This is a genomic window from Neisseria sp. HMSC15G01 (genome assembly GCF_001808255.1).
In the GTDB taxonomy this organism is placed as follows: domain Bacteria; phylum Pseudomonadota; class Gammaproteobacteria; order Burkholderiales; family Neisseriaceae; genus Neisseria; species Neisseria subflava_A.
This window is the reverse complement of record NZ_KV792655.1, coordinates 25,756-49,639: the sequence shown is the minus strand read 5'-3', so window position 1 is coordinate 49,639 and position 23,884 is coordinate 25,756. Positions and strand designations below refer to the sequence as shown.

The window sequence follows — 23,884 nt, the reverse complement described above, 5'->3', positions numbered from 1 at the left end:
AAAGGCCGTCTGAAACATTTTCAGACGGCCTTTGATTATTTGTGCAAACCGCATTCCTTACTGTCTTTGCTTTCCCACCACCATCGCCCGGCGCGGATATTCTCACCCAACTTGACCGGACGCGTGCAGGGTTCGCACCCAATGCTGGGATAGCCTTGATGATACAGCGCATTAAGCGGAACTCGGTGCTCGTGTGCATATGCCCAAACATCCTGCTCTTCCCAATCGAAAATAGGATTGAATTTGGCGATGTTGCGGCCCGTATCCAGCTCTTCAAAATTCAATTCGCTGCGCGTTTCGGACTGGCTGCGGCGTTGTCCGGTCAGCCATGCGGGGGCGTTGTGTAAAGCGCGGTTGAGTGGTTCGATTTTACGGATATGGCAGCAACGGCGGCGCAACTCGACGCTGTCGTACATGGCGGTTGTACCAAACTCCGCTTCAAATTCCGCAGCGGTTTGTCGGTTGGGATAAAATACTTCCAATTCGGTTTGATAACGCGCATTGGTTTCGGCAATCAGCGCGGCGGTCTCGGGATTGAGTTTGCCCGTATTGAGCGTAATGATGCGGATGGGCAGTTTCAGACGGCACACGGCATCGGTAATGACCATATCTTCAACCGCAAGGCTGGATGCGAACACGGCTTGCGGATAGCGCGCGGCAATGTCTTGCAAACGGCGCTCCAAAGTGGCCGCCAACTCAGGCAGGCGGCGGCGTTCGTCATCGCTGATTTCGGGGATTTTCCAGAATTGAGGACGGAATAAAGACATGGCTGGTTGTTCCTAATAATTTTCAGACGGCCTGTTAAAACGGCTGTCGATATGGTTATGGAACGATATTGTCCTGCGCCCTATCTTCAAACGGAAAGAATGCTTTTCTATTTCTTTATAACCAAAGCGTCTGCTGCTGGTTTTTCGGCAGCAAATGGCTCACGCCGATACCGATCAGGCGGAAGGCGTCTTCGCGTTGCGGCGGTATGCGCTGCAGCAAAGTATGTGCCGCCTGAAGCAGCGAGGCGCTGTCGGGAAGGACGGAAGAATACGTCAGCGAACGCGTGATAATGCGGAAATCGTAGGTTTTGAGCTTGAGGGTAACGCCTTTGGCTTCGACGTTTTTGCATTCGATTTGCCTCCAGAGGTCTTCGGCAAGGTGCGGCAAATGGCTTGAAGCCTGCGCCAAAGATAAATCTTCGGGCAAAGTGATTTCGGTTGAGATTTGCAGGCGTTCGCGTTCGGCTTTGACCGGCCGCTCGTCGATACCGCGTGCTAAATCGTAAAGACGGTAGCCGTAGCGGCCGAAATGGTTTAAAAGTTCGCCGCGCTCAAAACGGCGCAAATCGCCGGCGGTCTGCATACCGAGGGCATTCATCTTTTTCAGCGTGACTTTGCCGACACCGGGAATCTTACCCAACGACAGGCTCTCCAAAAACGCCATGATTTTTTGCGGCGGCAGCACAAACTGCCCGTTTGGCTTGCGCCAGTCGGAAGCGATTTTGGCCAAAAACTTATTGGGCGCGATGCCTGCGGAGGCCGTCAAACCGGTTTCTTCAAAAATTTCGGCACGAATGCGTTTGGCCACATCGCTGGCGTACGGGATATTTTCAAAATTTCGGGTAACATCCAAATAGGCTTCATCCAAAGACAAAGGCTCGATCAAATCGGTATAACGCTGAAACACGGCATGAATCTGAGCCGATACCTGGCGGTACAAATCGAAATGCGGCGGCACAAACACCGCCTGCGGACACAGCCTTTTCGCCGTTGCCACCGACATGGCCGAGTGCAAGCCGAATTTGCGCGCCTCATAAGAAGCGGCACAAATAACCGACCGCGTGCCGTCCCACGCCACAACGATGGGCAGCCCTTTCAGGTGCGGCTGCTCGCGCAGTTCTACCGAAGCGTAGAATGCGTCCATATCGATATGGATGATTTTGCGTTGAGACATGGGAAAAGATGGATAAGAAAAAGGCTTATTGTAACAAAAGGCCGTCTGAAGTTTCAGACGGCCTCTATATTCAAGCCTTATTTTTTACTGGAAAGCTGGTCAAACAATCCGCCGTCGGCAAAGAATTTTTTCATGATTTCTTCCCACGGGCCAAATTTCTCATTCGGATTAAACGTCTCAATCTCAGGGAAATCGGCTTTGTGTTTCGCCAATACTTCGGCATTGCGCGGACGCAGGTAAAGATTGGCGGCCAACTCTTGGGCCGGTTCGCTCCAGAGGTTTTGCAGATAGGCTTCGGCAGCGGCGCGTGTGCCTTTTTTATCGACTACGCTGTCCACGACAGCAACCGGCGCTTCGGAAAGAATGGTGTAGCTTGGGTAGACAATTTCAAATTGGTCTTGGGTCAGCTTTTTGCTGACGTAGTTAGCCTCATTTTCAAAGGTAACCAAGACATCGCCGATATTGCGTTGGCTGAAGGTCGTCGTTGCCGCACGGCCGCCGTTTTCAAACACAGGCGTGTTTTTCAGCAATGCGGCCACAAAATCTTTGGTTTTGCCTTCATCGCCGTTATTCACTTTCAAACCATAACCGTACGCACCCAAAAAGGCGTAGCGGCCGTTGCCGGTGGTTTTCGGGTTGGCCAAAACGATTTGCACGCCGTCTTTGGCCAAATCGCCCCAGTCTTGGATGTGTTTCGGATTGCCTTTGCGTACCAAGAAAACGACGTTGCTGGTATAAGGCACGGCATTATCCGGCAGGCGCGTGTTCCAATCGGCTTTGACCAAACCTTTTTTCACCAAAAGCTCAATATCGGAAGTCTGGTTCATGGTCACCACATCGGCAGCCAAACCGTTGGCCACGGCCAAAGCCTGCTTGCTAGAGCCGCCGTGCGACTGTTGGACTTCAACCGATTGTCCGCCGTTTTTTGCGGCAAACTCTTTGACAAATAAAGGATTGTATTCTTTATAAAAATCGCGGGCGACATCGTAGGAGACATTCAGCAATTTGACTTCGCCCCCTTTACCCCCGGCAGCTTGAGAAGCATTGTCGGCGGATTGTTCGGCTTTTGGCGAGCACGCGCTCAAAGCCAGCGCGGCGGTCAATGCGGCAAAAGAAAGCGTACGGATATTCATGGTCGGCTCCTGTTGAAAATATGGGAGCACTTTATCGGGATCGGAGGCAAACGGGAAATAATGTTTGCTTTCGCGTTTATCAGTTTTGGTTATATACAATCCGGGCTGAAGTCGGGAAAAAATGCCCACTCAGATAAACATCATAATAAATTGTATATAAATTAATTAGATAAAGATTAAAGCAACTATTTACACAGGATAAACATACGTTGCAAACTGCATTACCTAATACGTCAGGTCGTCTAAAACCTAATATAAATAATTATTTATAATTAAAAAATATAGTTCTTATTATTTACAAAAAATGCAAATAAGAGTAATGTTTCTACTCGCCAAAATACAAGGCCTTTCATTCAACAACAAAATGGAGTGTAGAAACTATGAAACAATGGATGCTTTTGGGATTGCTGGGATTGGGTGCAGTGGCGCAGGCGCACGATGTTTGGGTGGCCGCACCGACACATCAGCCTGCCGGCCAAATCCTGCATGCGGATTTGGGTTACAGCCATGACTTCCCAAATGTCGAAAAAATCGCCGACGACCGCATACATATTTTCAAACCGCTACAATTGACCGGCAGCTCAAAGAAAACCGTTGATTTGGTAAATAAAGGCGAAAACTATCAATACGTTTCCAGAGCTGCTTTGCCTGAAGGTTCCTACTGGGTCAGCGCAACCTACAAACCTACTTTCTGGTCGAAAAACCAAGATGGCTGGAAACAGCAAACCTTAAAACAACTGGCCGGTGCCACCTATTGCGAACAGGCACAAATGTTCGGCAAAAGCTTTGTCCAAGTGGGCAACGGCGCAGTTGATGAAACGGTATTGACCCGCCCTATCGGCCAAGAGCTGGAACTGGTTCCGCTGCAAAATCCGAACGAAGTCAAAGCTGGCGGCATTTTGCCGGTCAAAGTCCTGTACAAAGGCGAGCCTTTGGTTAAAGCCACCGTTACCGCCAGCTCGGACACTTTGGCGGAAATGGACTTGGAATCGACCCATGACCACCGCGAACCTCAAGGCTTCTCCGGCAAAACCGATAAAAACGGCGTGGTCAATGTGATTACGCTGATTGACGGTTTGTGGAAAATCAAAGTCGTGAACGAGACCGATTACGGCGATAAAAGCGTATGTCAGAAAGACAATACTTACGCAACGCTGATTGTGCCTGTTGGTACCAAACGCGCAGCCGCACGCCATGCCCACCATCATCATTAACAACCATTAAAAAAGGCCGTCTGAACTTTCAGACGGCCTTAATTTATTCCCATTCATAACCCAAATTTCTAAAAAAACGGGAGTATGTTTCCAATTTATCCTCATTCAATTGGGCAAACCGGACACGGTTGCAGCCGGTCAAGACCACATTGCCCATCCAATGCGCCCCAAAGACGCGCTCTAAAGGGACATTCCTCATTTGATTGATAAACGGTACTTCTGAAGAGAATTGCGTAGCAATATCCGGAGGCGCGAATTTCAGACCCAAGTCCTGCAATCTATAACGGTGTTGCGCCGTCAAAAACATATCTTCGTGGTGCAGCCGTATCAGCCATTCCATATCGGCAATTTTTTCGTCTTTCGGCGGCAAAGGCGGTCGGATTTCTACATTTAAGCCCAGTTGTCGTGGCATAGCTAAAAGCCGTCTGCTGCGCAGGCTGAAACCGCCATTCTGCGGCTCGTCCAAATTTGGAGAAGTCTGAATCAGATGTTGTTTGGCCAAATATTGGTCGGTTCCCTTCAGGAAAAACTGCCCGTCGGCTTCGGTTTCCAACAAAATCGGCAAAGGTGCGCCGATATAGTCATATTCCCGATAGGCATCCTGCCAGTTTTGACCGTTCAACACCCAGCCGTCATTTTGAACGATCAAACAATAATCAGTATCGATGTAATACATCAGTTGGTACAAAACAAACAGATTATATTCGAGATAACCGAATGGCCGGCAAGGCTGATGTCGGATATTTTCCGGCAAACCTTGCGGACAGCTCGGGCTGATCAGCAATCCACGGCTTCCAGGCAATTCGGCACAGCTGCGGATAATTGCATACATCGTGCCCTCGGTATAAGAATCTGCACCGGTAATACCAACCACGGTAATGTCAGCAAAACTCATTATATGTTTCTCCTGTTTCAGACGGCCTTTGAGTTATTTACGACACCTTGTTGCAAATTTCTTTCAAGCGATACAAGGCATCCAAGGCTTCGCGCGGCGTGAGGTTGTCGGGCTGAATTTGCGCCAAAGCTTCAGCCAATTCATTGGCCTGCAAATTATCAACAGGTTCAATTTCTTGTGTTTTCCCTTCCTCATCTGCCCTATTTTCAGACGGCATTGCGCTGAAAATGTCCAACTGCGGACGGTTGGCGGCGGCTTGGTTTTCCAAATCGTTTAAATGCTTTTGAGCCGATTTCAAAGCGCGGTTGGGCAGGCCTGCGAGTTTGGCAACGGCAATACCGTAGCTTTTGCTGGCGGGGCCGGGCTCGATGTGGTGGAGGAAGACGATGTCTTGTCCTTGTTCGAGTGCGGAGAGGTGCATGTTGACTGCTGTTGCGTGGGCTTCGGGTAGTTTGGTCAGCTCGAAATAGTGGGTGGCGAAGAGGCTGAAGGATTTGTTTTTTTGCAGCAGGTGTTCGGCGATGGCGTGCGCGAGGGCGAGGCCGTCGAAGGTGGAGGTGCCGCGTCCGACTTCGTCCATGAGGACGAGGGATTGTTCGGTGGCGTGGTGGAGGATGTAGGCGGTTTCGCTCATTTCGACCATGAAGGTGGAGCGGTTGGAGGCGAGGTCGTCGGATGCGCCGATGCGGGTGAAAATTTGGTCGATGGGGCCGATTTGGGCGGCATCGGCGGGGACGAAGCTGCCGGTGTGCGCCATAAGGACAATATGGGCGACTTGGCGCATATAGGTGGATTTGCCGCCCATGTTGGGGCCGGTCAGGAGCATGAGGCGGTGTTTGTGGTCGAGGCGTGTGTGGTTGGCGGTGAAGTGGCGCACTTGTTGCTCGACGACAGGATGGCGGCCGTTTTCAATATGGATGACCGGATAGTCGGCGAACTCGGGACAGACGAAGCCGCGTTCTGCCGCAATGGTGGCAAACGTAGAAAGTACGTCGAGGGCAGCCGCGGCTTTGGCTGCTTTTTGAAGCTGCGGCAAGGCCGTCTGAACTTCTTTCAGCAGGGCTTCAAACAGGCGTTTTTCCAGTGCCAATGCCTGCTCTTGCGCGGTCAGGACTTTGTCTTCGAAGGTTTTCAGTTCGGGGGTGATGAAGCGTTCGGCGTTTTTCAGGGTCTGGCGGCGTTGGTAGTCGGCAGGCGCTTGTTCGGCTTGAACTTTGGATAGCTCGATGTAGAAGCCGTGGACGCGGTTGAACTCGACTTTGAGGGTAGAAAGGCCGGTGCGTTCGCGTTCGCGCGCTTCGAGCTCGAGCAGGAATTCGTCGCCGTGGTTTTGGATGTGGCGCAGTTCGTCCAGTTCTGCGCAATAGCCTTGGTTGATGACGTCGCCGTCTTTGAGCCAGACGGCGGGTTCTGGCATCACGGCGGCTTTGAGGGTTTCGGCGACGGGCAGGGTTTCGGGGAAAACGGCTTTGAGGGTTTCTAAGAGACTGCTGCCCTCGGCGGACAATTCGATTTCGGACAGGGCAAATAGGCTGTCGCGCAGGGCGGCGAGGTCGCGTGGGCGGGCGTTGCCGACGGCGATGCGGGCGGCGATGCGTTCGATGTCCGCAATGTTTTTCAGACGGCCTTGCAGGTTTTCGTATTGCGAACCCAGCGCGGCAACGGCTTCTTGGCGGGCGCGGATGTGGGCGCGACTGCGCAAGGGATGGTGCAGCCAGAGTGCCAAGAGGCGGCTGCCCATGTGGGTGGCGCAGCCGTCGAGTATGGAAAACAGGGTCGGCGATTTTTTTCCGGAGAGGGTTTGCGTGATTTCAAGATTGCGGCGCGTGGCGGCGTCCATGCCGATATATTGGCTGTCGGTTTCGAGCGAAATGCCGTCTAAGTGTTGCGGCATCAGGTTTTGCGTCAGGCGGATGTAGTTCAGCAGCGCGCCCGCCGCGCCGACGGCGGCTTCGTGTTCCTTGCCGTCCAAACCGAAGCCGTACAGGTCTTGGCAGCCGAAGTATTCGGTCAATAATTTCGCGCCCGCGTCGGCGGCAAACTGCCATGAGTTCAGGCGCGTGATGTTGGCGGAGGTTGCCTGAAAACCGTCAGGCAGACTTTTACCTTCAGGCAACAGGATTTCCGCCGCCTGCAAACGCGCCAGCTCGTCGGCGAGTTTGTCCGCCGTCGTCAGCTTGGTTTTGAATTCGCCGCTTTGCAAAGAAGCCCACGCAATAGCAACGTGTTTTTTATCCGTGTTCACCGCCACAATGCGGTTGGTTTCCTTGTCTTCCAAAAACGCCGCGTCGGTCAGCGTGCCGGGCGTTACGATGCGCACGACTTTGCGCTCCACCGGTCCTTTACTTGCGCCGACTTCGCCCACCTGCTCGCATACCGCCACGCTTTTTCCCATCTTAACCAGTCGCGCAAGATACTGCTCCGCCGCATGAAACGGCACACCCGCCATCTTAATCGGCACGCCGTCCATCTGCCCGCGCGTGGTCAGGGTAATGTCCAACAGCTTTGCCGCCTCCACTGCGTCATCCAAAAACAACTCGTAAAAGTCGCCCATACGGTAAAACACCAGCTTGTCGGCGTGTTGCGATTTGATGGCGAGATACTGCTGCATCATCGGGGAAACGGTGGGTTTGGACATGGAAAAGCCTTAGAAACGCAAAAGCGTTATTGTAACAAAAGGCCGTCTGAAAAACAGGTTTCAGACGGCCTTTAACAGTAGCTTGGTTTTAAGCCAAATCCACTTCCAAATTATCAATCAGGCGCGTGGTACCCAAACGGGCGGCGGCAAGCACCACCAATTCTTTATCGCCAACATGAGCCACTGCCAAGCTGTGTGCGTGGCGGATTTCAACGTAATCAACCACCCAGCCGGCATCGGTCAAACGGCGGATACATTCGGCTTCAAGCTGGGCGTAATCTAGATTGCCGTTTTTCAGGGCAGCGGCAATGTTTTGCAACTCTTGATAGAGGCGCGGCGCTTCTGCACGATCTGCTTCGCTCAAATATTGGTTGCGGCTGGAAAGTGCCAGGCCGTCTGAAGCGCGGCCGGTGTCGACCGGGACGATTTCGATATTGAAATTCAAGTCTTCGACAAAGCCTTTGATAATCGCCAGCTGCTGATAGTCTTTTTTGCCGAAACAGGCGGTATCGGGTTGAACAATGTTGAACAACTTAGTCACAACGGTCGCAACGCCGCGGAAATGTCCCGGGCGGAATTTGCCGCACAATTCATTTTGCAGGTGCGGAGGCTCGACATTGAAACGCTGTTCCACATTCGGATACAGCTCTTTTTCATCAGGCGCAAACACAACGGCAACGCCCTCGCCTGCCAATTTGTCGGCATCTTGCTGCAAAGTGCGCGGATATTTGTCGAAATCTTCGCCTTGTCCGAATTGCAGGCGGTTGACAAAAATACTGACCACAACGTTATCGGCACGTTTTTTTGCTTCGCGCACCAGCGCAAGATGGCCTTCGTGCAGATTGCCCATGGTCGGTACAAATGCCACTTTTCCGGCAGTTTTGCGCCACTCGCGCAATTCTTTAATCGTATGAATGATTTGCATGGTTTGAAAAATCCTTTATCTTTTCCGCCGTTTCATCAACGGAAATCACGCGCCGATTATACGCTTTTATTCATCAAAAAGGCCGTCTGAAATAAGTTTCAGACGGCCTGGTTTTTATTTTATCCGGCAAACGTATGTTCGACAGATGGGAACGTTTTTGCTTTGACTTCGTCCACATAGGCTTTGACCGCAGCTTGAACGCTGTCTTTGCCCTGCATAAAGTTTTTCACGAATTTAGCGGTTTTGCCGGGGAAAATGCCGAGCATATCGTGCATCACCAAAACCTGACCGTCGCAATCCACGCCTGCGCCAATACCGATGGTTGGGCAAGAAACTGTCTCGGTCACTTTTTTCGCCAATTCCGCAGGCACGCATTCCATCAATACGATTGCCGCTCCTGCCGCATCATGCGCTTTGGCGTCGTTGAGCAACGCTTCTGCTTTGTCGCCGCGGCCTTGAACTTTATAGCCGCCGAATGCAAACACGGATTGCGGGGTCAGGCCGATGTGGGCGCAAACAGGGATACCGCGCATTTGCAGAAATTCAGTGGTCTCCGCCATCCAGACACCGCCTTCGAGCTTGACCATATGCGCACCGGCCGCCATCAACTCTGCCGCCGCCGCAAATGCCTGCTCTTTGCTCTGCTGATATGCGCCAAACGGCAAGTCGCTGACAATCATGGCATTTTTAGTACCGCGAGCCACGCATTCAGTGTGGTAGCACATATCCTGCAAGCTCACCGGCAAAGTGGACTGACGACCTTGCACCGCCATACCCAAAGAATCGCCGACCAGCAACACATCCACGCCGGCATTGTCCATCAGCGCGGCAAAGCTGGATTCATAAGCGGTCAGCATGGCGATTTTTTCGCCCTCTGCTTTCATTTTTTGCAAAGTGTTTACGGTAATCATGGTGTTTTGTGTGTTCCGCCCGACGGGCAGCCCTTTGTTGTAATGGAAACGCGGTATTATAAGGTCTGCTTTTAAAATATCAAAGCATAAGCAAAAAGCCCGACTGCTTTCACAATCGGGCTTTTAATTGGTGCCGGCACCAAGAGTCGAACTCGGGACCCCCTGATTACAAGTCAGGTGCTCTACCAACTGAGCTATACCGGCTTACTGAAATGCCTTGCAGCACCATCAGTCTTTAACTGGTGCCGGCACCAAGAGTCGAACTCGGGACCCCCTGATTACAAGTCAGGTGCTCTACCAACTGAGCTATACCGGCAAGGAAGTCGGCATTATGCCGATAAGTTCCCATCTTGGCAAGCATTTTAAAACAAAGTTACTCACGAAATTATAAAAACCAATGATTTTAAAGAAAATTAAATACATGCCTTATCTTGCCATCCAACACGCTCAAAGGCCGTCTGAAAACCGCCCCAGCGCAAAACATCATGGTTTCTGTTAAAATAACGCCTTTCACATCTTTCGTCTGCACACATGCCACCCCGCCATCCTTACCGCCGCCTGCGCCCAGCCAAATCCCATCTGCCCGAAGTCGGTATTTCTGAAGAAGGCAATATCCGTTCCCTGCACTTGGGCAGCGACACCATTCAAAGCTCCATGAATGTCGATCATCCGTCCGAGCTTGTGTTGTCGTACAGCCGCGCCATGATGGGTTGGCTGCTGTTTGCAGAAACCCCGCCCAAACACATCACCCAAATTGGCTTGGGCGGCGGCTCGTTTGCCCGTTGGATAGACAGCTACCTGCCCGATACCAAGCAAACCGCCATTGACATCAATCCGCAAGTCATCGCCGTAGCGCGCAGCCTGTTTGAATTGCCGCACGAAGGCGAACATTTTGAAATTATCGAGGCGGATGGCGCGGAATATATTAAAGTGTTCCGCCACAATACCGATGTAATTTTGGTAGATGGTTTTGACGGCGAACAGATTATCGATGCTTTGGTGGAAGAACCCTTCTTCCAAGACTGCCGCAACGCCCTCTCCCCCGACGGTGTATTTGTGACCAACTGGTGGAGCGGCGATCAGCGTTACCAACGCTTTGTCGAACGCCTGCTCAACGTCTTTGACGGCCGCGTACTCGAGCTGCCTGCAGAAAGCCACGGCAACGTAGCGGTCATGGCATTCCAAAGCAGCCCTAAAGAACAAAATCTCGACAACTTAAAAAAACGCGCCGAAAAATTAAGCGAAAAATACGGCTTGGACTTCAAACGGATGCTTGCTGATTTGAAAGCCAATAATCAAAACAACGGCAAGAATTTTTATCTGTAAACCGCTTCAGACCGTCTGAAAAAACAAACAAGGACACACCCATGCTCAAACCCGATATCATTCAAATTCCCGGCCCGGCCGGTTTGCTGGAAACCATCTACCTGCCAAGCGCACAAGACTCCGCCCGCGGCGTTGCCGTCATCAACCACCCCAATCCCCTGCAAGGCGGCACCAACACCAACAAAGTCATCCAAACCGCTGCCAAAGCCCTCAGCCAACTCGGCTTCCATTGCTACCTGCCCAATTTGCGCGGCGTAGGCAATAGTGAAGGCGAACACGACTACGGCCGCGGCGAAACGCAAGACTGCATTGCCGTTATCGACTACGCCCGCGTGCAACATCCTGACGCGCCGCAATTCGTCCTGGCAGGTTTCTCATTCGGCGGCTACGTTTCCACCTTTGCCGCACAAGCACGCACGCCTGATTTGCTGTTGCTGATGGGCGCCGCCGTCCATCACTACACCGACCGCCCGGAACCATCCGATGTTCCTGATGTCGCCAAAACATTGATGATCCATGGCGCGGAAGACGAAGTCGTCGAAATCAACAAAGCCCTGACATGGGCAGAACCACAAGGCCTGCCGGTTGTAACCATTGCCGGTTCGACCCACTTCTTCCACGGCAAACTCATCGTTTTACGCGATACGATCACACGGTTTGCACCGGCTTTATTAGGCTAAAATCCGGCTACACAATAAAACAAGGCCGTCTGAAAGCTTTTTCAGACGGCCTTGTTTGTATGAAACCTTTATTATCTAAATATCAGGCTCAAGTATTCAGAAATCCATCAAGGATTTTCTACTTAACATATCAATTCTGAGTCAACCAATACTGCAAACCAATCAAAGTCTTACCATCTTTGATTTCATCGTTTACCAATGCATTGCGCACCTCGTCCTTGCTCATCAGGACGGTTTCAGTAATTTCATCTTCATCATTGCTCAATTCGCTACCCAAACGCACGCCTTGCGCTTGGTAGAGATACATTTTCTCATCACAAAAACCAACTGCAGTATAAAAGGAGTACAACAGTTTGACACTGTCGGCGACATATGGCGTTTCTTCTGCCAACTCACGCAAAGCGCATTCGGCAGGATCTTCGTCCGCCACATCCAATTTACCCGCCGGCAATTCCAACGTCGCCTGATCGGCGGCATAACGCCATTGGCGCACCAAAACAACTTTGCCGTCTTCCGTTTCCGCCAACACACACGCAGCACCCGGATGGCGGATCACAACTCGTTGGCTTTCATTGCCGTTGGGTAGGCGAACCCGATCGCGGCTGATGGTAACAAAAGAACCTTCGTAGATTGGCTCGCTGCTTAATTTAGTTTCTTTCAAATCCATTTTTTACCTCATTTCCAAATTATTAAATATTAAAGGCCGTCTGAAATCCTTTTTCAGACGGCATAGATAAGCCCTATTCCCGAGTACGTTCAATCTCAATACCGACCTGCGCCACATCGAGCAAGATACCCGGTTTCACAATACGGACGCGCACTTTGGCCGCACCAAAATCATTTAAAATCAATTGGGCGATATGTTCCGCCAAAGTTTCCAGCAGTAAAAAATCCTGTTCGGCAAGGCTGCGGCGTACAACTTCGCATACTTCACCATAATGGATGGTGTCTCCGATATCGTCGCTCGTGCCGGTACGCTCGGGGACACTGATTTCCAAATCCAAAATCAAAGTCTGTTTACGCTCGCGTTCCCAATCATATACGCCGATTAAAGTATCGGCCTTCATGCCGTACAAAAAGATTTTATCCATTTGCCTGTCCGTTTTTTTGATAGAATAACCATTCCCATTTTAAGTAAAGCACCCAAAATGTTCAATGTACTCGCCATTATTGCCGCCTATCTTATCGGCTCCCTGTCTTTTGCCGTCATCGTATCAAAATATTACGGCATGGACGATCCGCGCACTTACGGCTCCGGCAACCCCGGCGCCACCAACGTCTTGCGCAGCGGTAAGAAAAAAGCGGCCGCACTGACCCTGCTCGGCGATGCAGTAAAAGGCTTGGTTGCCGTCATCTTGGCACGCTGTCTGCAAGATGCTTTAAATTTGTCTGATGCAACGATAGCCCTGGTCGCCATCGCCGCATTGGTCGGTCATATGTGGCCAATATTTTTCAATTTTAAAGGCGGCAAAGGCGTGGCCACCGCATTAGGTGTCTTACTCGCCCTCTCCCCCGCAACCGCCCTGCTCTGCACCTTGATTTGGCTGGTCATGGCATTCGGTTTCAAAGTATCCTCCCTCGCCGCACTGGTCGCCACCGTCTGTGCCCCAATCTTCGCCTTCTTCATGATGCCACACGCCTCTTGGGCATGGGCAACCGTATTCATTGCAGCATTGGTGTTGTACCGCCATAAAAGCAATATTCAAAACCTGATTCAAGGCAAAGAAAGCAAAATCGGAGATAAAGCCGGAAAATCTTAAAAACGTAGATACAATCAATGAAAGGCCGTCTGAAAGTATATTTTTCAGACGGCCTTTTATAGCTTCACTTGCTTTATTCACGCGTAATCAGTCAATCTTAATATATTCCACTGAGAGAATCTCTATAATCTCGCGTCCTTCCGGTGTATCCAAGACAACTTCATTCCCTTCGCGTGCTTTAATCAGGCTGCGTGCCAAAGGGGAAATCCATGAGATTTTGTTTTTAGCGGTATCAATTTCATCTACGCCGACAATTTTGACGGTTTGTTCACGACCATCTCCGCGCAATAAGCCAACGGTGGCGCTGAAAAAAATCTGGTCCGTGGCTTCACGCGCTTCAGGGTCGACAACGACAGCAGCTTCCAAGCGTTTAGTTAGGAAGCGGATACGGCGGTCGATTTCGCGCATACGGCGTTTGCCGTAAAGATAATCGCCATTTTCGCTGCGGTCGCCATTGCTTGCTGCCCAGTTAACGATTTGGACGATTTCCGGGCGCTCTTTGTTGACCAGATGATAAAGTTCGTCTTTCAGTGCCTGCCAACCGGTAGGTGTGATGTAATTTTTGGTTTCGGTACTCATGATGTGTCTATAACATAATTAAAGGCCGTCTGAACATTAATTTTCAGACGGCCTTTATTGTAAGTCAATTTACTTTATTCATCATCATCGCTATCGCTGATACTGATGCTGTGTTCCATTTTGCTTGGATGAACTTTCAAGCCGCCACAACCTGATTTTTCGGTAGAGAGACGGTTCAGATATGCTTCATCGATATCGCCGGTTTGATAAACACCGTTAAAGCATGAAGAATCAAAGGATTCGATTTTTGGATTGAGTGCTTTGACTACTGCTTCCAAATCTTCTAAGTTTTGGAAGACGATGCCGTCTGCGCCAATCTCGGTTGCGATTTCTGCTGCGCTGCGGCCGTTTGCAATCAGTTCTTCACGGGTCGGCATATCGATACCGTACACATTCGGATAGCGTACTTCAGGAGCGGCAGAAGCAATGTAGACTTTGCGTGCACCTGCCGCGCGTACCATTTCGACGATTTCACGGCTGGTCGTACCGCGTACAATGGAATCATCCACCAATAAAACGCTTTTGCCGTTAAACTCGGTTTCCATCGGGCTGAGTTTTTGGCGTACTGATTTTTTGCGTGTTGCTTGGCCAGGCATAATAAAGGTGCGGCCAATGTAGCGGTTTTTAATCAGACCTTCGCGGTAAGGTTTTTCGAGATGAACGGCAAGCTCCATCGCGCTGGGTCGGCTGGTATCGGGAATCGGCATCACGACATCGATATCATCGACAGGCAGCTCGCGTTTGATTTTTTCTGCCAAAGATACACCCATATCCATACGGGACTGATAAACGGAAACGCCATCGATGACGGAGTCCGGTCGGGCAAAATAAACATATTCAAAAAGACAAGGGCTTAATTTGGCTTTATCGCTGCATTGACGGGAAATAATCGTGCCGTCAAAACCAATAAATACAGCTTCGCCCGGCTGGATATCGCGTTCCAAATCATAGGCAAGCGCATTGAAAGCAACGGATTCGGAGGCAACAGCATAAGATTTTTTGCCGGATTCGTCAATTTGCGAACCCAAAACCAACGGACGGATACCGAAAGGATCCCGGAAAGCCAGCATGCCGTATCCTGCAATCATGGCTACTACGCCGTATGCGCCGCGCACCAAGCGGTGTACTTCGGAAACGGCGTTGAAAATATTGTCGATGGTAAGTTGATAAGGGGCTGTATTTTTAGAGACTTCGCGGCGTAATTCGTGTGCGAATACATTGAGTAGGACTTCAGAATCGGAGCTGGTATTAACGTGGCGCAGGTGTTTGTTGCATACGTTTTCATAGAGCTCTTCGGTATTAGTCAGATTACCATTGTGTGCCAAAACAATGCCGAATGGGGAGCTGACATAAAACGGCTGAGCCTCTGCGCTGCTGCCCGCATTGCCTGCAGTCGGATAGCGGACATGTGCAATGCCTGCATTACCGACCAAGTCGCGCATATTGCGGGTACGGAACACTTCGCGCACCATGCCTTTGCCCTTGTGCATATGAAATATATTGCCTTCGGCAGTAACAATACCTGCTGCGTCCTGACCACGGTGTTGCAACATCTGCAAACCATCATACAACATCTGATTGACCGGCTCATGACTGACCAAACCTAATACACCACACATATCGTGCTTCTCCGAGTTTGAAGATTAAATGGGTAAGCTGTCATTATAAAATAATTTAGATGAGTTTGCTCGAATTGTTGACAATATGATGTCAAATTTACGCAAATAAAAACGGATTCAGACGACCCATAGGCCGTCTGAATCCGTCAAATTCAATCATCCAATTCTTCAACTTCAGCTGCTTTACCCGAAAGATGCGGCATTGCGGTATCTTTCCCTGGCAGATAAGGCATCGCAGCATCAGCAAGTGATTCAAAATACGGAATTGTGTGCGAACTTTGCCACTCTTCCGTTTTCGGCAAATCAGTGTGTGAAAAAACCATCACTGCCAGTGTCACCAAAATCACACCTTTCACTGCACCGAATACGCCGCCAAGCAAACGGTTGATGCTTCCCAAACCAACGGCAGACATCAAACTGCTCAACAGCGATCGTGCCAGTTTCTGCAACAGCCATGCCAGAAAAAACACAGCGGCAAAACCCATGGCAACCGCCAAAGAATGCGACTCAACCGATTTAAAGACCACATCGGCAAACGGAACGGCAAGCGTTCTGGCTGCAATAAACGATACCACCCACGCCACCATCGCCCCTGCTTCAGCAATAATACCCCGTGTCAACGAGATAATGATGCAGATGACGATGACGGTGGTCGCCAACAAATCGGCAACAGGCAAATTACTCACTGGTCACCTGACCTGCAATGCCATGTACACGCAATTTGTTCAAATCGCGCTCTGCATCGCGTGCATTTTTATAACTGGCTGATTTCACGCGATACACCTTACCTTTATCGGTCATCACTTCAGTAATGGTCGAGTCGATACCTGCGGCTTTCATTTTACGTTGCAGGCTTTGCGCACGTTCTTTTTCAGCATAACCAGCCTGAATGGCAGCTTTTTTCGCAGGCTTGGCTTCTGCTGTTTCTTTTTCAGCTTTAGGCTTGGCTTTTTCAGACGGCTTCTCGGCAGTTTTTACCTTATCGGCTTTTTCTGCTTTGGCCGTTTCCGGTTTAGCCTTTTCATTTTTTGGTTTTTCAACTTTGGCTTCTGCTTTCTTAGCAGGCTCGGCCTTGTCTTTTACGCTGTCTTTGCTGTTTTTGGCAGATTTACGCTCAGCAATGGCTTTCTCTGCTTTTTCCAATTGTGCCAATTTATTGCGTTCGGCAGCCGCTTCACGCTCTGCTTTTTCAGCACGCGCTTGAAGTGCACGTTTTTTAGCAGCCAATGCGTTTTCTTTTTCATCCGCTTCCTGTTGGGCTTGTGCCTTGCGTGCCGCAGCACGTTGTTCTGCCTGGCGTTGGCGGCGTTCTTCGGCTCGGCGCTCCGCAGCTTCGCGTTTGGCGGCCTCAGCTCGTTGAATACGCTCAGACTCTTCCAAACCTTTAATATTGCCGTCATCCAAAGTATCATTAATCAAAACCAACGGCTCGCCGACATCTTCGGGAGCAGACTCACGGCTTGGCTTCAATACTTCAACCGGCGCATTGTCTTCTTCGTCGCCTGCATTTTGCGGTTTATTTGGCGCTTCGGCATCCGCGTGGCGGGCAGCCTCCTCGGCAGCAGCAACATCCTCTTTATTCGGCTCCAAAACAACAGCCTTGCTCGGCTCGTCAGCCTTTTTGACTTGGCTCTGACCGACAGGCGCTTCTTTAAACGGTGAATTTTTATCGTCGCCGGAAGTCAGTGCCAGACCGAACAGCATACCCGATGCCACCACCAAGCCGGAGGCCAAGACCAAGCGACGGCGGTTGCGACGTTTGAGTTGTTCGTAACCGTCTAAATCGTATCCGTTTGGAGTTTCTTTTTGTTTATTGTCGGACATGATAATTTCCTCGTTAGTGTTCTTTCAAAACAGCCATTACATCGGCAACAGTATGGAATGAGCCGAAAACAACGATTCTATCATTTTCGGTTGCTTTAGCCAAAGCAGTGCGATAGGCAGCAGCGACAGTTTCAAAAACATTTACATTATCGATGCCGTGTTCAGCCAATTTGGCCTGCAAAGCCTCTACCGTCATGCCGCGCGGCACATCTAAAGGCGCGATATTCCACTCGTCAAACTGGTCTTTAACGATTTCCAGCACGCCGTCAATATCTTTGTCGGACAACATACTGAATACGGCGGTCCGTTTTTGGGCAAAGGCAAGGTTAATCAGACTGCGGCGCAAAGCACGGGCTGCGTGCGGATTGTGGCCGACATCCAAGACCACCAGCGGACGGCCGGGTAAAACTTGGAAACGTCCAGGATTCTCAACCAACAGCAAACCGCGTTTAATCGCGCCGATGTCAACGGGCAGCTGATTGTTCAGACACTCTAAAACAGTCAGTGCACACGCGGCATTGGACAACTGATACGCGCCGCGCAAAGCAGGAAACGGCAAGGAATTGCGGTTGCGGTTTTGGCCGTCTGAAGATTGCGGATGGAAGCGGTAGTTCCACTGTACGCTTTCCATTGACGCAAAATCAAAATCTCGCTGAACCATCAACAGTTTTGCGCCAATTTCTTCTGCGTGTTTAACCAATGATTCAGGCGCAGGATTCTGACCGCATACGGCTGGCTTGCCGCTACGGAACACCCCGGCTTTTTCAAAACCGACCTGCTCGACGGTATCTCCCAAAAATGCCTGATGGTCCAAATCCACGCTGGTAACGACCGAGCAGTCGCCGTCAAATACATTCACGGCATCCAATCGTCCGCCCAAACCGACTTCCAAAATCATGACGTCCACATTTTCACGCATGAAAATATCGACGGTGGCCAAAGCATTAAACTCAAAATACGTCAGCGAAATCTCACCGCGTGCCGCTTCGATGCGCTCAAATGAGGAAACAATCAGGTCGTCTGAAACCGGCTGAGTGTTGATGGCGATTCGTTCGTTGTAACGCAGAAGGTGCGGACTGGTCAGCGTACCGACTTTGAAACCGGCTTCTTTATAAATATGCGACAAATAGGCGCATACGGAGCCTTTGCCATTGGTACCCGCCACCACGACGACAGGACACTGCGGCACCAAATTCATGCGTTTTTTCACTTCTCCCACGCGCTCCAAACCCATATCGATCAGGCCGGAACTATGGGCAGTCTCCAAATGAGAAAGCCAGTCTTGTAATGTTTTCATTGTATTGATCGCTTCAAGAGGCCGTCTGAAACAGCCGTTTAATCCATATCTGCCGCAAGTTCTGCTTTGTCTTCTTTTTCCCGACACCAGCGCGCCCATACTTTCAGACGGCGGTAGGCATCACGGTCGGCCATATCGGGCAAGATGCAGTGTTTGACCATTTTTCCGTCAACATTCCATTGCAAAAACAAAGCGTAAACCGTCAACATACTGCTGTCTTGCAAAACCGCGCTTCTTCCCTCTTCCTTGTCATTCAAGTAAACCGTCGCACAGTATTGGCGGTCGATGATGATTTTTCTGACCGCATTTCGAGTCTGAAAATTAACGCTGTGCCAAGCATAGGCAAAACTGCCGGCCAACGCCGCCAAACCCAGCCACATCATCCAGCCGTAAAACTCTGCAAGGCATAAGGCCAAAGCCGAAAGGTGTAAGAAGACAATCAGAATTTTCAAAGAACGCGAGGGCTTTAAGGCCGTCTGAAAACTTCGCACGGCTTTACATCATATTGTCGAAAACAGGCGTAATGTTCAATTCCGCCTCTTCCATATCCAAAACCATATCGTGGATTTCGGTATCGAAAAATTCCCAAAAAGCCTTCAGGCTCATGTCTTGCGGCCATTTGCTTTTATCGATGTCCCAGCCTGCCAATTCGGCTTCAAAAATCTGCTGGTAGCGTTCGTCAAAATAGGAAATGACGGATTCCGGCTCGTCAAATTGCGGCACCAGGAATACGGAACAGTTGGTGCGCAGTTGCTCAATGGTCAAATCGGGCATATTCTCATCGGAGGATTTCAACCATTCCAAAAAACGGGCGGTCGGCTTCAGCACGACAGCAGTACGGTCAACAAAATACATAATGTTCAACTTTCAAAATCATTCAAACCGATCATGCCGTCTGAAATTTCAGACGGCCTGAGTTTAATGTGTCATCACCTGTTGCAGGAATTGTTTGGCACGCTCGTGTTTCGGATTGGTAAAAAATTCTTCCGGCGTTTCATCTTCCAGAATCTGGCCTTTATCGACAAAAATCACACGGTCGGCGACTTCGCGCGCAAAACCCATCTCATGGGTCACACACATCATGGTCATGCCGCTTTCCGCCAAGTCTTTCATCACTTTTAATACTTCGCCGACCATTTCAGGGTCAAGCGCGGAAGTCGGCTCGTCAAACAACATCACGCGCGGCTCCATCGCCAAACCGCGTGCAATCGCCACACGCTGCTGCTGACCGCCGGAAAGCTGACCGGGCAGCGCGTCTTTTTTATGCGCCAAGCCGACGCGTTCCAAAAGCTCCATCGCTTTCTTTTCCGCCTCTTCACGGCTTTGGTTTTTCACTTTCATCGGCGAAAGAATAATATTTTCCAAGACAGTCAAATGCGGATACAGATTGAACCCTTGGAACACAAAGCCCACTTCTTCGCGCACTTTGTTCAAATCAGTTTTCGGATCGGCAACATTGATGCCGTCCACCCAAATCTCGCCGCTTTCAATGCGCTCAAGTTGGTTTACCGTACGAATCAACGTCGATTTGCCACTGCCCGAAGGGCCGCATACAACGACCACTTCGCCTTGCTTGACTTCCAGATTCACGCCGTTGATAACGTGCAAATCTTTAAAATGTTTGTGTACATTTTTGAATCTAATCATTATTTATTTCCAAACTGCCAAAATTTTCGGGGCTTGAGTTGCTCTTGTCGCTGCCAAAGCAAAGGAATGACAGTTTCCAACCAAAAGCGGCAACTGACTACGCCGCCAGAGATTCCGCCTTGATTGTACCGATTGACTTTAAATTGCTCTTCCCTATCGAGACGATGCCCGGTCAATAACCAAACTGCGCCGATAATTGCCGCTTCAAAACGGTGCCGCTCAGGCGGCATATCCTTACCGGAAAAATACTGCGCCAACTCGCGCCACAAATATGAATCACCCAGAAACCCCCATTGAATAGGAGGTTGCTTAAAAATTGCCATCACTGTTTCAGACGGCCTTTTGAACCAGATAATTGCTCAATTCCACATATTTCTCAGCGGCAATGTGTTCTGCCCTGTCCTGCGGATTGATGCCGACTGCCTGCAAATCATCATCGCCGGCAAGTTCCTTCAAATTATTGCGTATGGTTTTGCGTCGTTGATGGAAAGCCAGTTTTACCAGTTTGGCGAAGTGTTCAAAATCTTCTGCTTTACCGATACGGTGTTTCACCGGAATCATACGTACCACGGCCGAATCCACTTTCGGCGCAGGATCAAAGGACTCGGGTGGTACTTCAATCAACATTTCCATATCGAAAAAATATTGCAGCATGACGCCCAGACGACCATAGTCGTTGGTTTTCGGCTGCGCCACCATGCGTTCGACCACTTCTTTTTGCAGCATAAAGTGCATATCGATCACATCGTCCGCCACTTCGCTCAATCGGAACAAAAGTGGCGTGGAAATATTGTACGGCAGGTTGCCGACAATTTTTTTCTTGCCTTTAATGCTGTTGAAATCAAACTGCAATACGTCGCCTTCGTGTATCACCAATTTATCTGCAAACGGCAAGGTTTTCAGACGGCGTACGATGTCGCGGTCGATTTCGCAAACATGCAGGCGGTTGAGTTTTTTCGCCAAAGGCTCGGTAATGGCAGCCAAGCCCGGGCCGATTTCAATCACGATATCATCAGGCTGCGGTCTGACTGCGTTGACAATATCGCTAATAATCCGCGTATCCTGCAAAAAATTCTGCCCGAAGCGTTTCCGGGCCTTATGTTCTTTCATATCTTTCTTCAAGCAAGCTGTTTAAGGCAGTATTGTAACTGAAACAAGCGTTTTTGTCGGCACGCTTTCAGACAGCATTTGCCTAATTTTAAGCAAACGGCGGCGCTTCCAAACCCAAAGATTTCAGTAGTTGCGCGGTCTCATAAACCGGCAAACCCATCACGCCGGTAAAACTGCCCTGCAAATGCTCGACAAATACGCCGCCCAAGCCCTGAATCCCATACGCACCGGCTTTGTCCATCGGCTCACCGCTGGCAACATAGGCTGCGACTTCCTCAGCCGTCAACGTTTTAAAGCGCACTTCGCTCGTCTGCACCACATCATGGCGTACGCCTTGCCAGTAAACGCATACAGCCGTCAGCACTTGATGCGTCCGTCCGGACAAGCGTTCCAGCATATCGACCGCATCCGCCTCGGATTCCGGTTTACCCAAAATAGCCGCACCATCCGCCACTGTCGTATCCGCCGTCAATACAGCAAACTCAGGCTCTTGATCATGAGCAGTAAACCATTGCGCCACCGCCGCCTGATTTTTCTCGCATGCCATACGGCGCACATACTCTACCGCAGCTTCGCCTTCTTTAGGGGTTTCATCAATATCTGCAGAAAGGCGGTGTACCGTGAAACCCAAATTCTCCAAAATCTCACGACGGCGCGGACTGCCCGAAGCCAGATAAATTGCGTTCATTGGATTGGTTTTCCTTATTTTGAAATTTTATGCTGACCGGACAGGCGGACATAATGTGCAGCCGAATACGTCAAAAATGCCTTTTCCTCATCCGTCAGCGGACGCACTTGTCTCACAGGCGAGCCGACGTATAAAAAACCACTTTCCAATCGCTTGCGCGGCGGCACCAAACTGCCTGCGCCTATCATCACATCATCTTCGACAACCGTATCGTCCAAAATAATCGATCCCATGCCCACCAACACACGATTCCCAATTCGGCAGCCATGCAGCATGACCTTATGCCCAATCGTCACATCATCGCCGATAATCAAAGGCGAACCGTCAGGCTTTGCCGCATTCTTATGCGACACGTGCAAAACGCTGCCGTCCTGCACATTGCTGCGCTTGCCGATAGAAATGCTGTTCACATCGCCGCGCAATACGGCATAAGGCCAAACGGATACATCTTCCGCCAGCGACACTTCGCCAATCACAACCGAAGTCTCATCTATAAAGCAAGACTTATCAACCGACGGCACATAATCCAAAAACGCACGAATAGGGTTTGCCATTTCCAATATCCTTTTCTCAAAACCAAAACTGATCAGGCCGTCTGAAAACACGGCGTAAAACGATTTTATACTACAACCATACTAAATCAAGCCAAAAAATCATCAAAAGGCCGTCTGAAATAGTTTTCAGACGGCCTTTCATCATAAACCTTTATCTTGGCTTACCACTATTTATCATTAGCGTCTCATCCATCTTTTATGGAATAATCTTCTTCATTTGATTGATGGAGAAGCCGATGGAGACACGTTCGGGAAATTATGCAGCGCCCCTATTGGTCGTCGGCTGCGTCGTCTTCGGCTTAGGCAGCTTGATCGTCAAATTTGTCGATGTCGGCTCTTACGCCATCGCATTCTGGCGTTTGCTGATTGCCGCCCCTATATTCTTCTTGCTCGGGCGTTTTTTCAGACAAAAAATGCCCACGAAAAGAAAAACGATTGGCTACGCGCTCTTATCCGGTGTTTTCCTCGCATTCGACCTCGCCCTTTGGCACGAAAGCATTCACGCCGTAGGCCCCGGCATTTCCACCTTGCTCAACAGCCTGCAGATTTTCTTTTTAGCCGCCATCGGCTTCTTCTTTTATTCAGAACGTTTAAGCACCCTGCAAATTTTAAGTTTGATATTGGCCACCATAGGCGTAGCCTTAATCGGCAGCCCAGAGTTCGGTCATAACGACAACGCCGCATGGGGATTTGTCAGCGGCGTAGTATCCGGCGCCATGCTGGCCCTGTCTATGGTCTTCGTACGCAAAACCCATGAGCAGGAAAAAGTAGGTTTGTTTCCGCTGATGATGATTTTAAGCTTCGGTGGCGCAATGGCGCTGGTCATCCCATCGCTGCTATTCGATGCCACCCATCTTTACCCCAAAACTTTAAACGATGCGATTCTAGTCTCCATCTACGGCATCGTTATGCAATGCTTTGCTTGGGCATTGATTGCTTACGCCATCCCGCTTTTATCCTTGTCACTGACCGGCCTACTACTGCTCTCCGAACCAGTCGCCGCCATGTTGATCGATTATTTCTGGTTGGATAAACCGATTAATATCGTCCAATGGGGTGGCGCCACTTTGACTTTATTGGCAATTTATTTAGGTTCGTTAAAAGACAAAAAATAGATACAAAAAAGGCCGTCTGAAAAATTTC

26 protein-coding genes and 2 tRNA genes are annotated in these 23,884 nt (G+C 50.1%); 5 read left to right on the top strand and 23 right to left on the bottom strand.

Annotated features, from left to right (window positions below; genetic code table 11):
* Positions 1-35: 35 nt before the first annotated feature.
* From HMPREF3139_RS01670 to HMPREF3139_RS01660, 3 genes are all read right to left on the bottom strand, one after another.
* Entirely contained in the window at positions 36-767 is a 732-nt protein-coding gene (locus HMPREF3139_RS01670; protein ID WP_070459933.1) for a phosphoadenylyl-sulfate reductase, read from the bottom strand.
* Between the two features lie 115 nt (positions 768-882).
* Positions 883-1,941 (bottom strand): DNA polymerase IV, encoded by a 1,059-nt coding sequence (gene dinB, locus HMPREF3139_RS01665; protein WP_070459930.1) that lies wholly within the window; start codon positions 1,939-1,941, stop codon positions 883-885.
* A gap of 77 nt (positions 1,942-2,018) precedes the next feature.
* On the bottom strand, positions 2,019-3,068 hold the full coding sequence (locus tag HMPREF3139_RS01660; RefSeq protein WP_199901837.1) for a sulfate ABC transporter substrate-binding protein: 1,050 nt from the start codon (positions 3,066-3,068) through the stop codon (positions 2,019-2,021).
* A 386-nt stretch (positions 3,069-3,454) separates the two neighbouring features.
* Here HMPREF3139_RS01660 and HMPREF3139_RS01655 point away from each other — a divergent pair, with 386 nt between their 5' ends.
* Positions 3,455-4,288, top strand: a complete 834-nt coding sequence (locus HMPREF3139_RS01655) for a DUF4198 domain-containing protein (protein ID WP_070459923.1) — start codon at positions 3,455-3,457, stop codon at positions 4,286-4,288.
* A 43-nt stretch (positions 4,289-4,331) separates the two neighbouring features.
* On the opposite strand, the gene HMPREF3139_RS01650 is transcribed toward HMPREF3139_RS01655, so the two are convergent.
* From HMPREF3139_RS01650 to HMPREF3139_RS01625, 6 genes are all read right to left on the bottom strand, one after another.
* Entirely contained in the window at positions 4,332-5,183 is an 852-nt protein-coding gene (locus tag HMPREF3139_RS01650) for a DUF5672 family protein (protein WP_070459920.1), read from the bottom strand.
* 37 nt (positions 5,184-5,220) lie between these two features.
* Positions 5,221-7,821 (bottom strand): DNA mismatch repair protein MutS, encoded by a 2,601-nt coding sequence (gene mutS, locus HMPREF3139_RS01645; RefSeq protein ID WP_070459917.1) that lies wholly within the window; start codon positions 7,819-7,821, stop codon positions 5,221-5,223.
* An 88-nt stretch (positions 7,822-7,909) separates the two neighbouring features.
* Positions 7,910-8,746, bottom strand: a complete 837-nt coding sequence (gene panC, locus HMPREF3139_RS01640; protein ID WP_070459914.1) for a pantoate--beta-alanine ligase — start codon at positions 8,744-8,746, stop codon at positions 7,910-7,912.
* 119 nt (positions 8,747-8,865) lie between these two features.
* Entirely contained in the window at positions 8,866-9,657 is a 792-nt protein-coding gene (panB, locus tag HMPREF3139_RS01635) for a 3-methyl-2-oxobutanoate hydroxymethyltransferase (protein ID WP_049333454.1), read from the bottom strand.
* A 128-nt stretch (positions 9,658-9,785) separates the two neighbouring features.
* Positions 9,786-9,861: transfer RNA gene (locus HMPREF3139_RS01630), tRNA-Thr, on the bottom strand.
* A gap of 36 nt (positions 9,862-9,897) precedes the next feature.
* Positions 9,898-9,973, bottom strand: a tRNA-Thr gene (locus tag HMPREF3139_RS01625).
* Between the two features lie 215 nt (positions 9,974-10,188).
* On the opposite strand from HMPREF3139_RS01625, the gene HMPREF3139_RS01620 reads away from it, so the two are divergent.
* Both HMPREF3139_RS01620 and HMPREF3139_RS01615 read left to right on the top strand, forming a co-directional pair.
* Entirely contained in the window at positions 10,189-10,983 is a 795-nt protein-coding gene (locus HMPREF3139_RS01620) for a polyamine aminopropyltransferase (protein WP_039862255.1), read from the top strand.
* A gap of 41 nt (positions 10,984-11,024) precedes the next feature.
* The gene (locus HMPREF3139_RS01615) at positions 11,025-11,663 is read left to right on the top strand and encodes an alpha/beta hydrolase (RefSeq protein ID WP_070459911.1); all 639 of its coding nucleotides are present in this window, start codon (positions 11,025-11,027) and stop codon (positions 11,661-11,663) included.
* A gap of 130 nt (positions 11,664-11,793) precedes the next feature.
* On the opposite strand, the gene HMPREF3139_RS01610 is transcribed toward HMPREF3139_RS01615, so the two are convergent.
* Together HMPREF3139_RS01610 and folB are read right to left on the bottom strand one after the other, a co-directional pair.
* Positions 11,794-12,330 (bottom strand): NUDIX hydrolase, encoded by a 537-nt coding sequence (locus tag HMPREF3139_RS01610; RefSeq protein WP_070459909.1) that lies wholly within the window; start codon positions 12,328-12,330, stop codon positions 11,794-11,796.
* 73 nt (positions 12,331-12,403) lie between these two features.
* Entirely contained in the window at positions 12,404-12,754 is a 351-nt protein-coding gene (gene folB, locus HMPREF3139_RS01605) for a dihydroneopterin aldolase (protein ID WP_070459906.1), read from the bottom strand.
* 57 nt (positions 12,755-12,811) lie between these two features.
* On the opposite strand from folB, the gene plsY reads away from it, so the two are divergent.
* Positions 12,812-13,423 carry a glycerol-3-phosphate 1-O-acyltransferase PlsY gene (gene plsY / locus HMPREF3139_RS01600; protein WP_070459903.1) on the top strand — a complete coding sequence of 204 codons (612 nt, stop codon included), beginning with the start codon at positions 12,812-12,814 and terminating at the stop codon, positions 13,421-13,423.
* A gap of 87 nt (positions 13,424-13,510) precedes the next feature.
* On the opposite strand, the gene greB is transcribed toward plsY, so the two are convergent.
* The 12 genes from greB to HMPREF3139_RS01540 all read right to left on the bottom strand — a co-directional run bounded on the left by greB (position 13,511) and on the right by HMPREF3139_RS01540 (position 22,741).
* The gene (gene greB / locus HMPREF3139_RS01595; RefSeq protein ID WP_070459900.1) at positions 13,511-14,002 is read right to left on the bottom strand and encodes a transcription elongation factor GreB; all 492 of its coding nucleotides are present in this window, start codon (positions 14,000-14,002) and stop codon (positions 13,511-13,513) included.
* A 74-nt stretch (positions 14,003-14,076) separates the two neighbouring features.
* A complete protein-coding gene (gene purF / locus HMPREF3139_RS01590) occupies positions 14,077-15,621 on the bottom strand; it encodes an amidophosphoribosyltransferase (RefSeq protein ID WP_070459897.1) in 1,545 nt (514 codons plus the stop codon).
* Positions 15,622-15,773: 152 nt separating this feature from the next.
* Positions 15,774-16,307, bottom strand: coding sequence for a CvpA family protein (locus HMPREF3139_RS01585; protein WP_070459894.1), 534 nt, complete (start codon positions 16,305-16,307; stop codon positions 15,774-15,776).
* The gene (gene ftsN, locus HMPREF3139_RS01580; protein WP_070459891.1) at positions 16,300-17,445 is read right to left on the bottom strand and encodes a cell division protein FtsN; all 1,146 of its coding nucleotides are present in this window, start codon (positions 17,443-17,445) and stop codon (positions 16,300-16,302) included. The genes HMPREF3139_RS01585 and ftsN overlap by 8 nt, the downstream gene beginning before the upstream one ends.
* 13 nt (positions 17,446-17,458) lie before the next feature.
* On the bottom strand, positions 17,459-18,742 hold the full coding sequence (gene folC, locus HMPREF3139_RS01575; protein ID WP_070459888.1) for a bifunctional tetrahydrofolate synthase/dihydrofolate synthase: 1,284 nt from the start codon (positions 18,740-18,742) through the stop codon (positions 17,459-17,461).
* A 38-nt stretch (positions 18,743-18,780) separates the two neighbouring features.
* Positions 18,781-19,233: a protein YgfX gene (locus HMPREF3139_RS01570; protein WP_070459886.1), complete on the bottom strand. Its 453-nt coding sequence runs from the start codon at positions 19,231-19,233 to the stop codon at positions 18,781-18,783.
* A gap of 4 nt (positions 19,234-19,237) precedes the next feature.
* The gene (locus HMPREF3139_RS01565) at positions 19,238-19,597 is read right to left on the bottom strand and encodes a hypothetical protein (protein ID WP_049322913.1); all 360 of its coding nucleotides are present in this window, start codon (positions 19,595-19,597) and stop codon (positions 19,238-19,240) included.
* A gap of 63 nt (positions 19,598-19,660) precedes the next feature.
* On the bottom strand, positions 19,661-20,389 hold the full coding sequence (locus HMPREF3139_RS01560; RefSeq protein ID WP_070459883.1) for an amino acid ABC transporter ATP-binding protein: 729 nt from the start codon (positions 20,387-20,389) through the stop codon (positions 19,661-19,663).
* Entirely contained in the window at positions 20,389-20,712 is a 324-nt protein-coding gene (locus HMPREF3139_RS01555; protein ID WP_070459880.1) for a hypothetical protein, read from the bottom strand. Before HMPREF3139_RS01555 ends, HMPREF3139_RS01560 begins: the two co-directional genes overlap by 1 nt.
* A gap of 7 nt (positions 20,713-20,719) precedes the next feature.
* Entirely contained in the window at positions 20,720-21,499 is a 780-nt protein-coding gene (gene rsmA / locus HMPREF3139_RS01550; protein WP_070459877.1) for a 16S rRNA (adenine(1518)-N(6)/adenine(1519)-N(6))-dimethyltransferase RsmA, read from the bottom strand.
* Positions 21,500-21,587: 88 nt separating this feature from the next.
* Entirely contained in the window at positions 21,588-22,187 is a 600-nt protein-coding gene (locus HMPREF3139_RS01545; protein WP_070459874.1) for a Maf family protein, read from the bottom strand.
* Positions 22,188-22,201: 14 nt separating this feature from the next.
* Positions 22,202-22,741 (bottom strand): gamma carbonic anhydrase family protein, encoded by a 540-nt coding sequence (locus HMPREF3139_RS01540; RefSeq protein WP_003747238.1) that lies wholly within the window; start codon positions 22,739-22,741, stop codon positions 22,202-22,204.
* A gap of 236 nt (positions 22,742-22,977) precedes the next feature.
* Here HMPREF3139_RS01540 and HMPREF3139_RS01535 point away from each other — a divergent pair, with 236 nt between their 5' ends.
* A complete protein-coding gene (locus HMPREF3139_RS01535) occupies positions 22,978-23,856 on the top strand; it encodes a DMT family transporter (RefSeq protein ID WP_141743125.1) in 879 nt (292 codons plus the stop codon).
* Positions 23,857-23,884 lie beyond the last annotated feature (28 nt).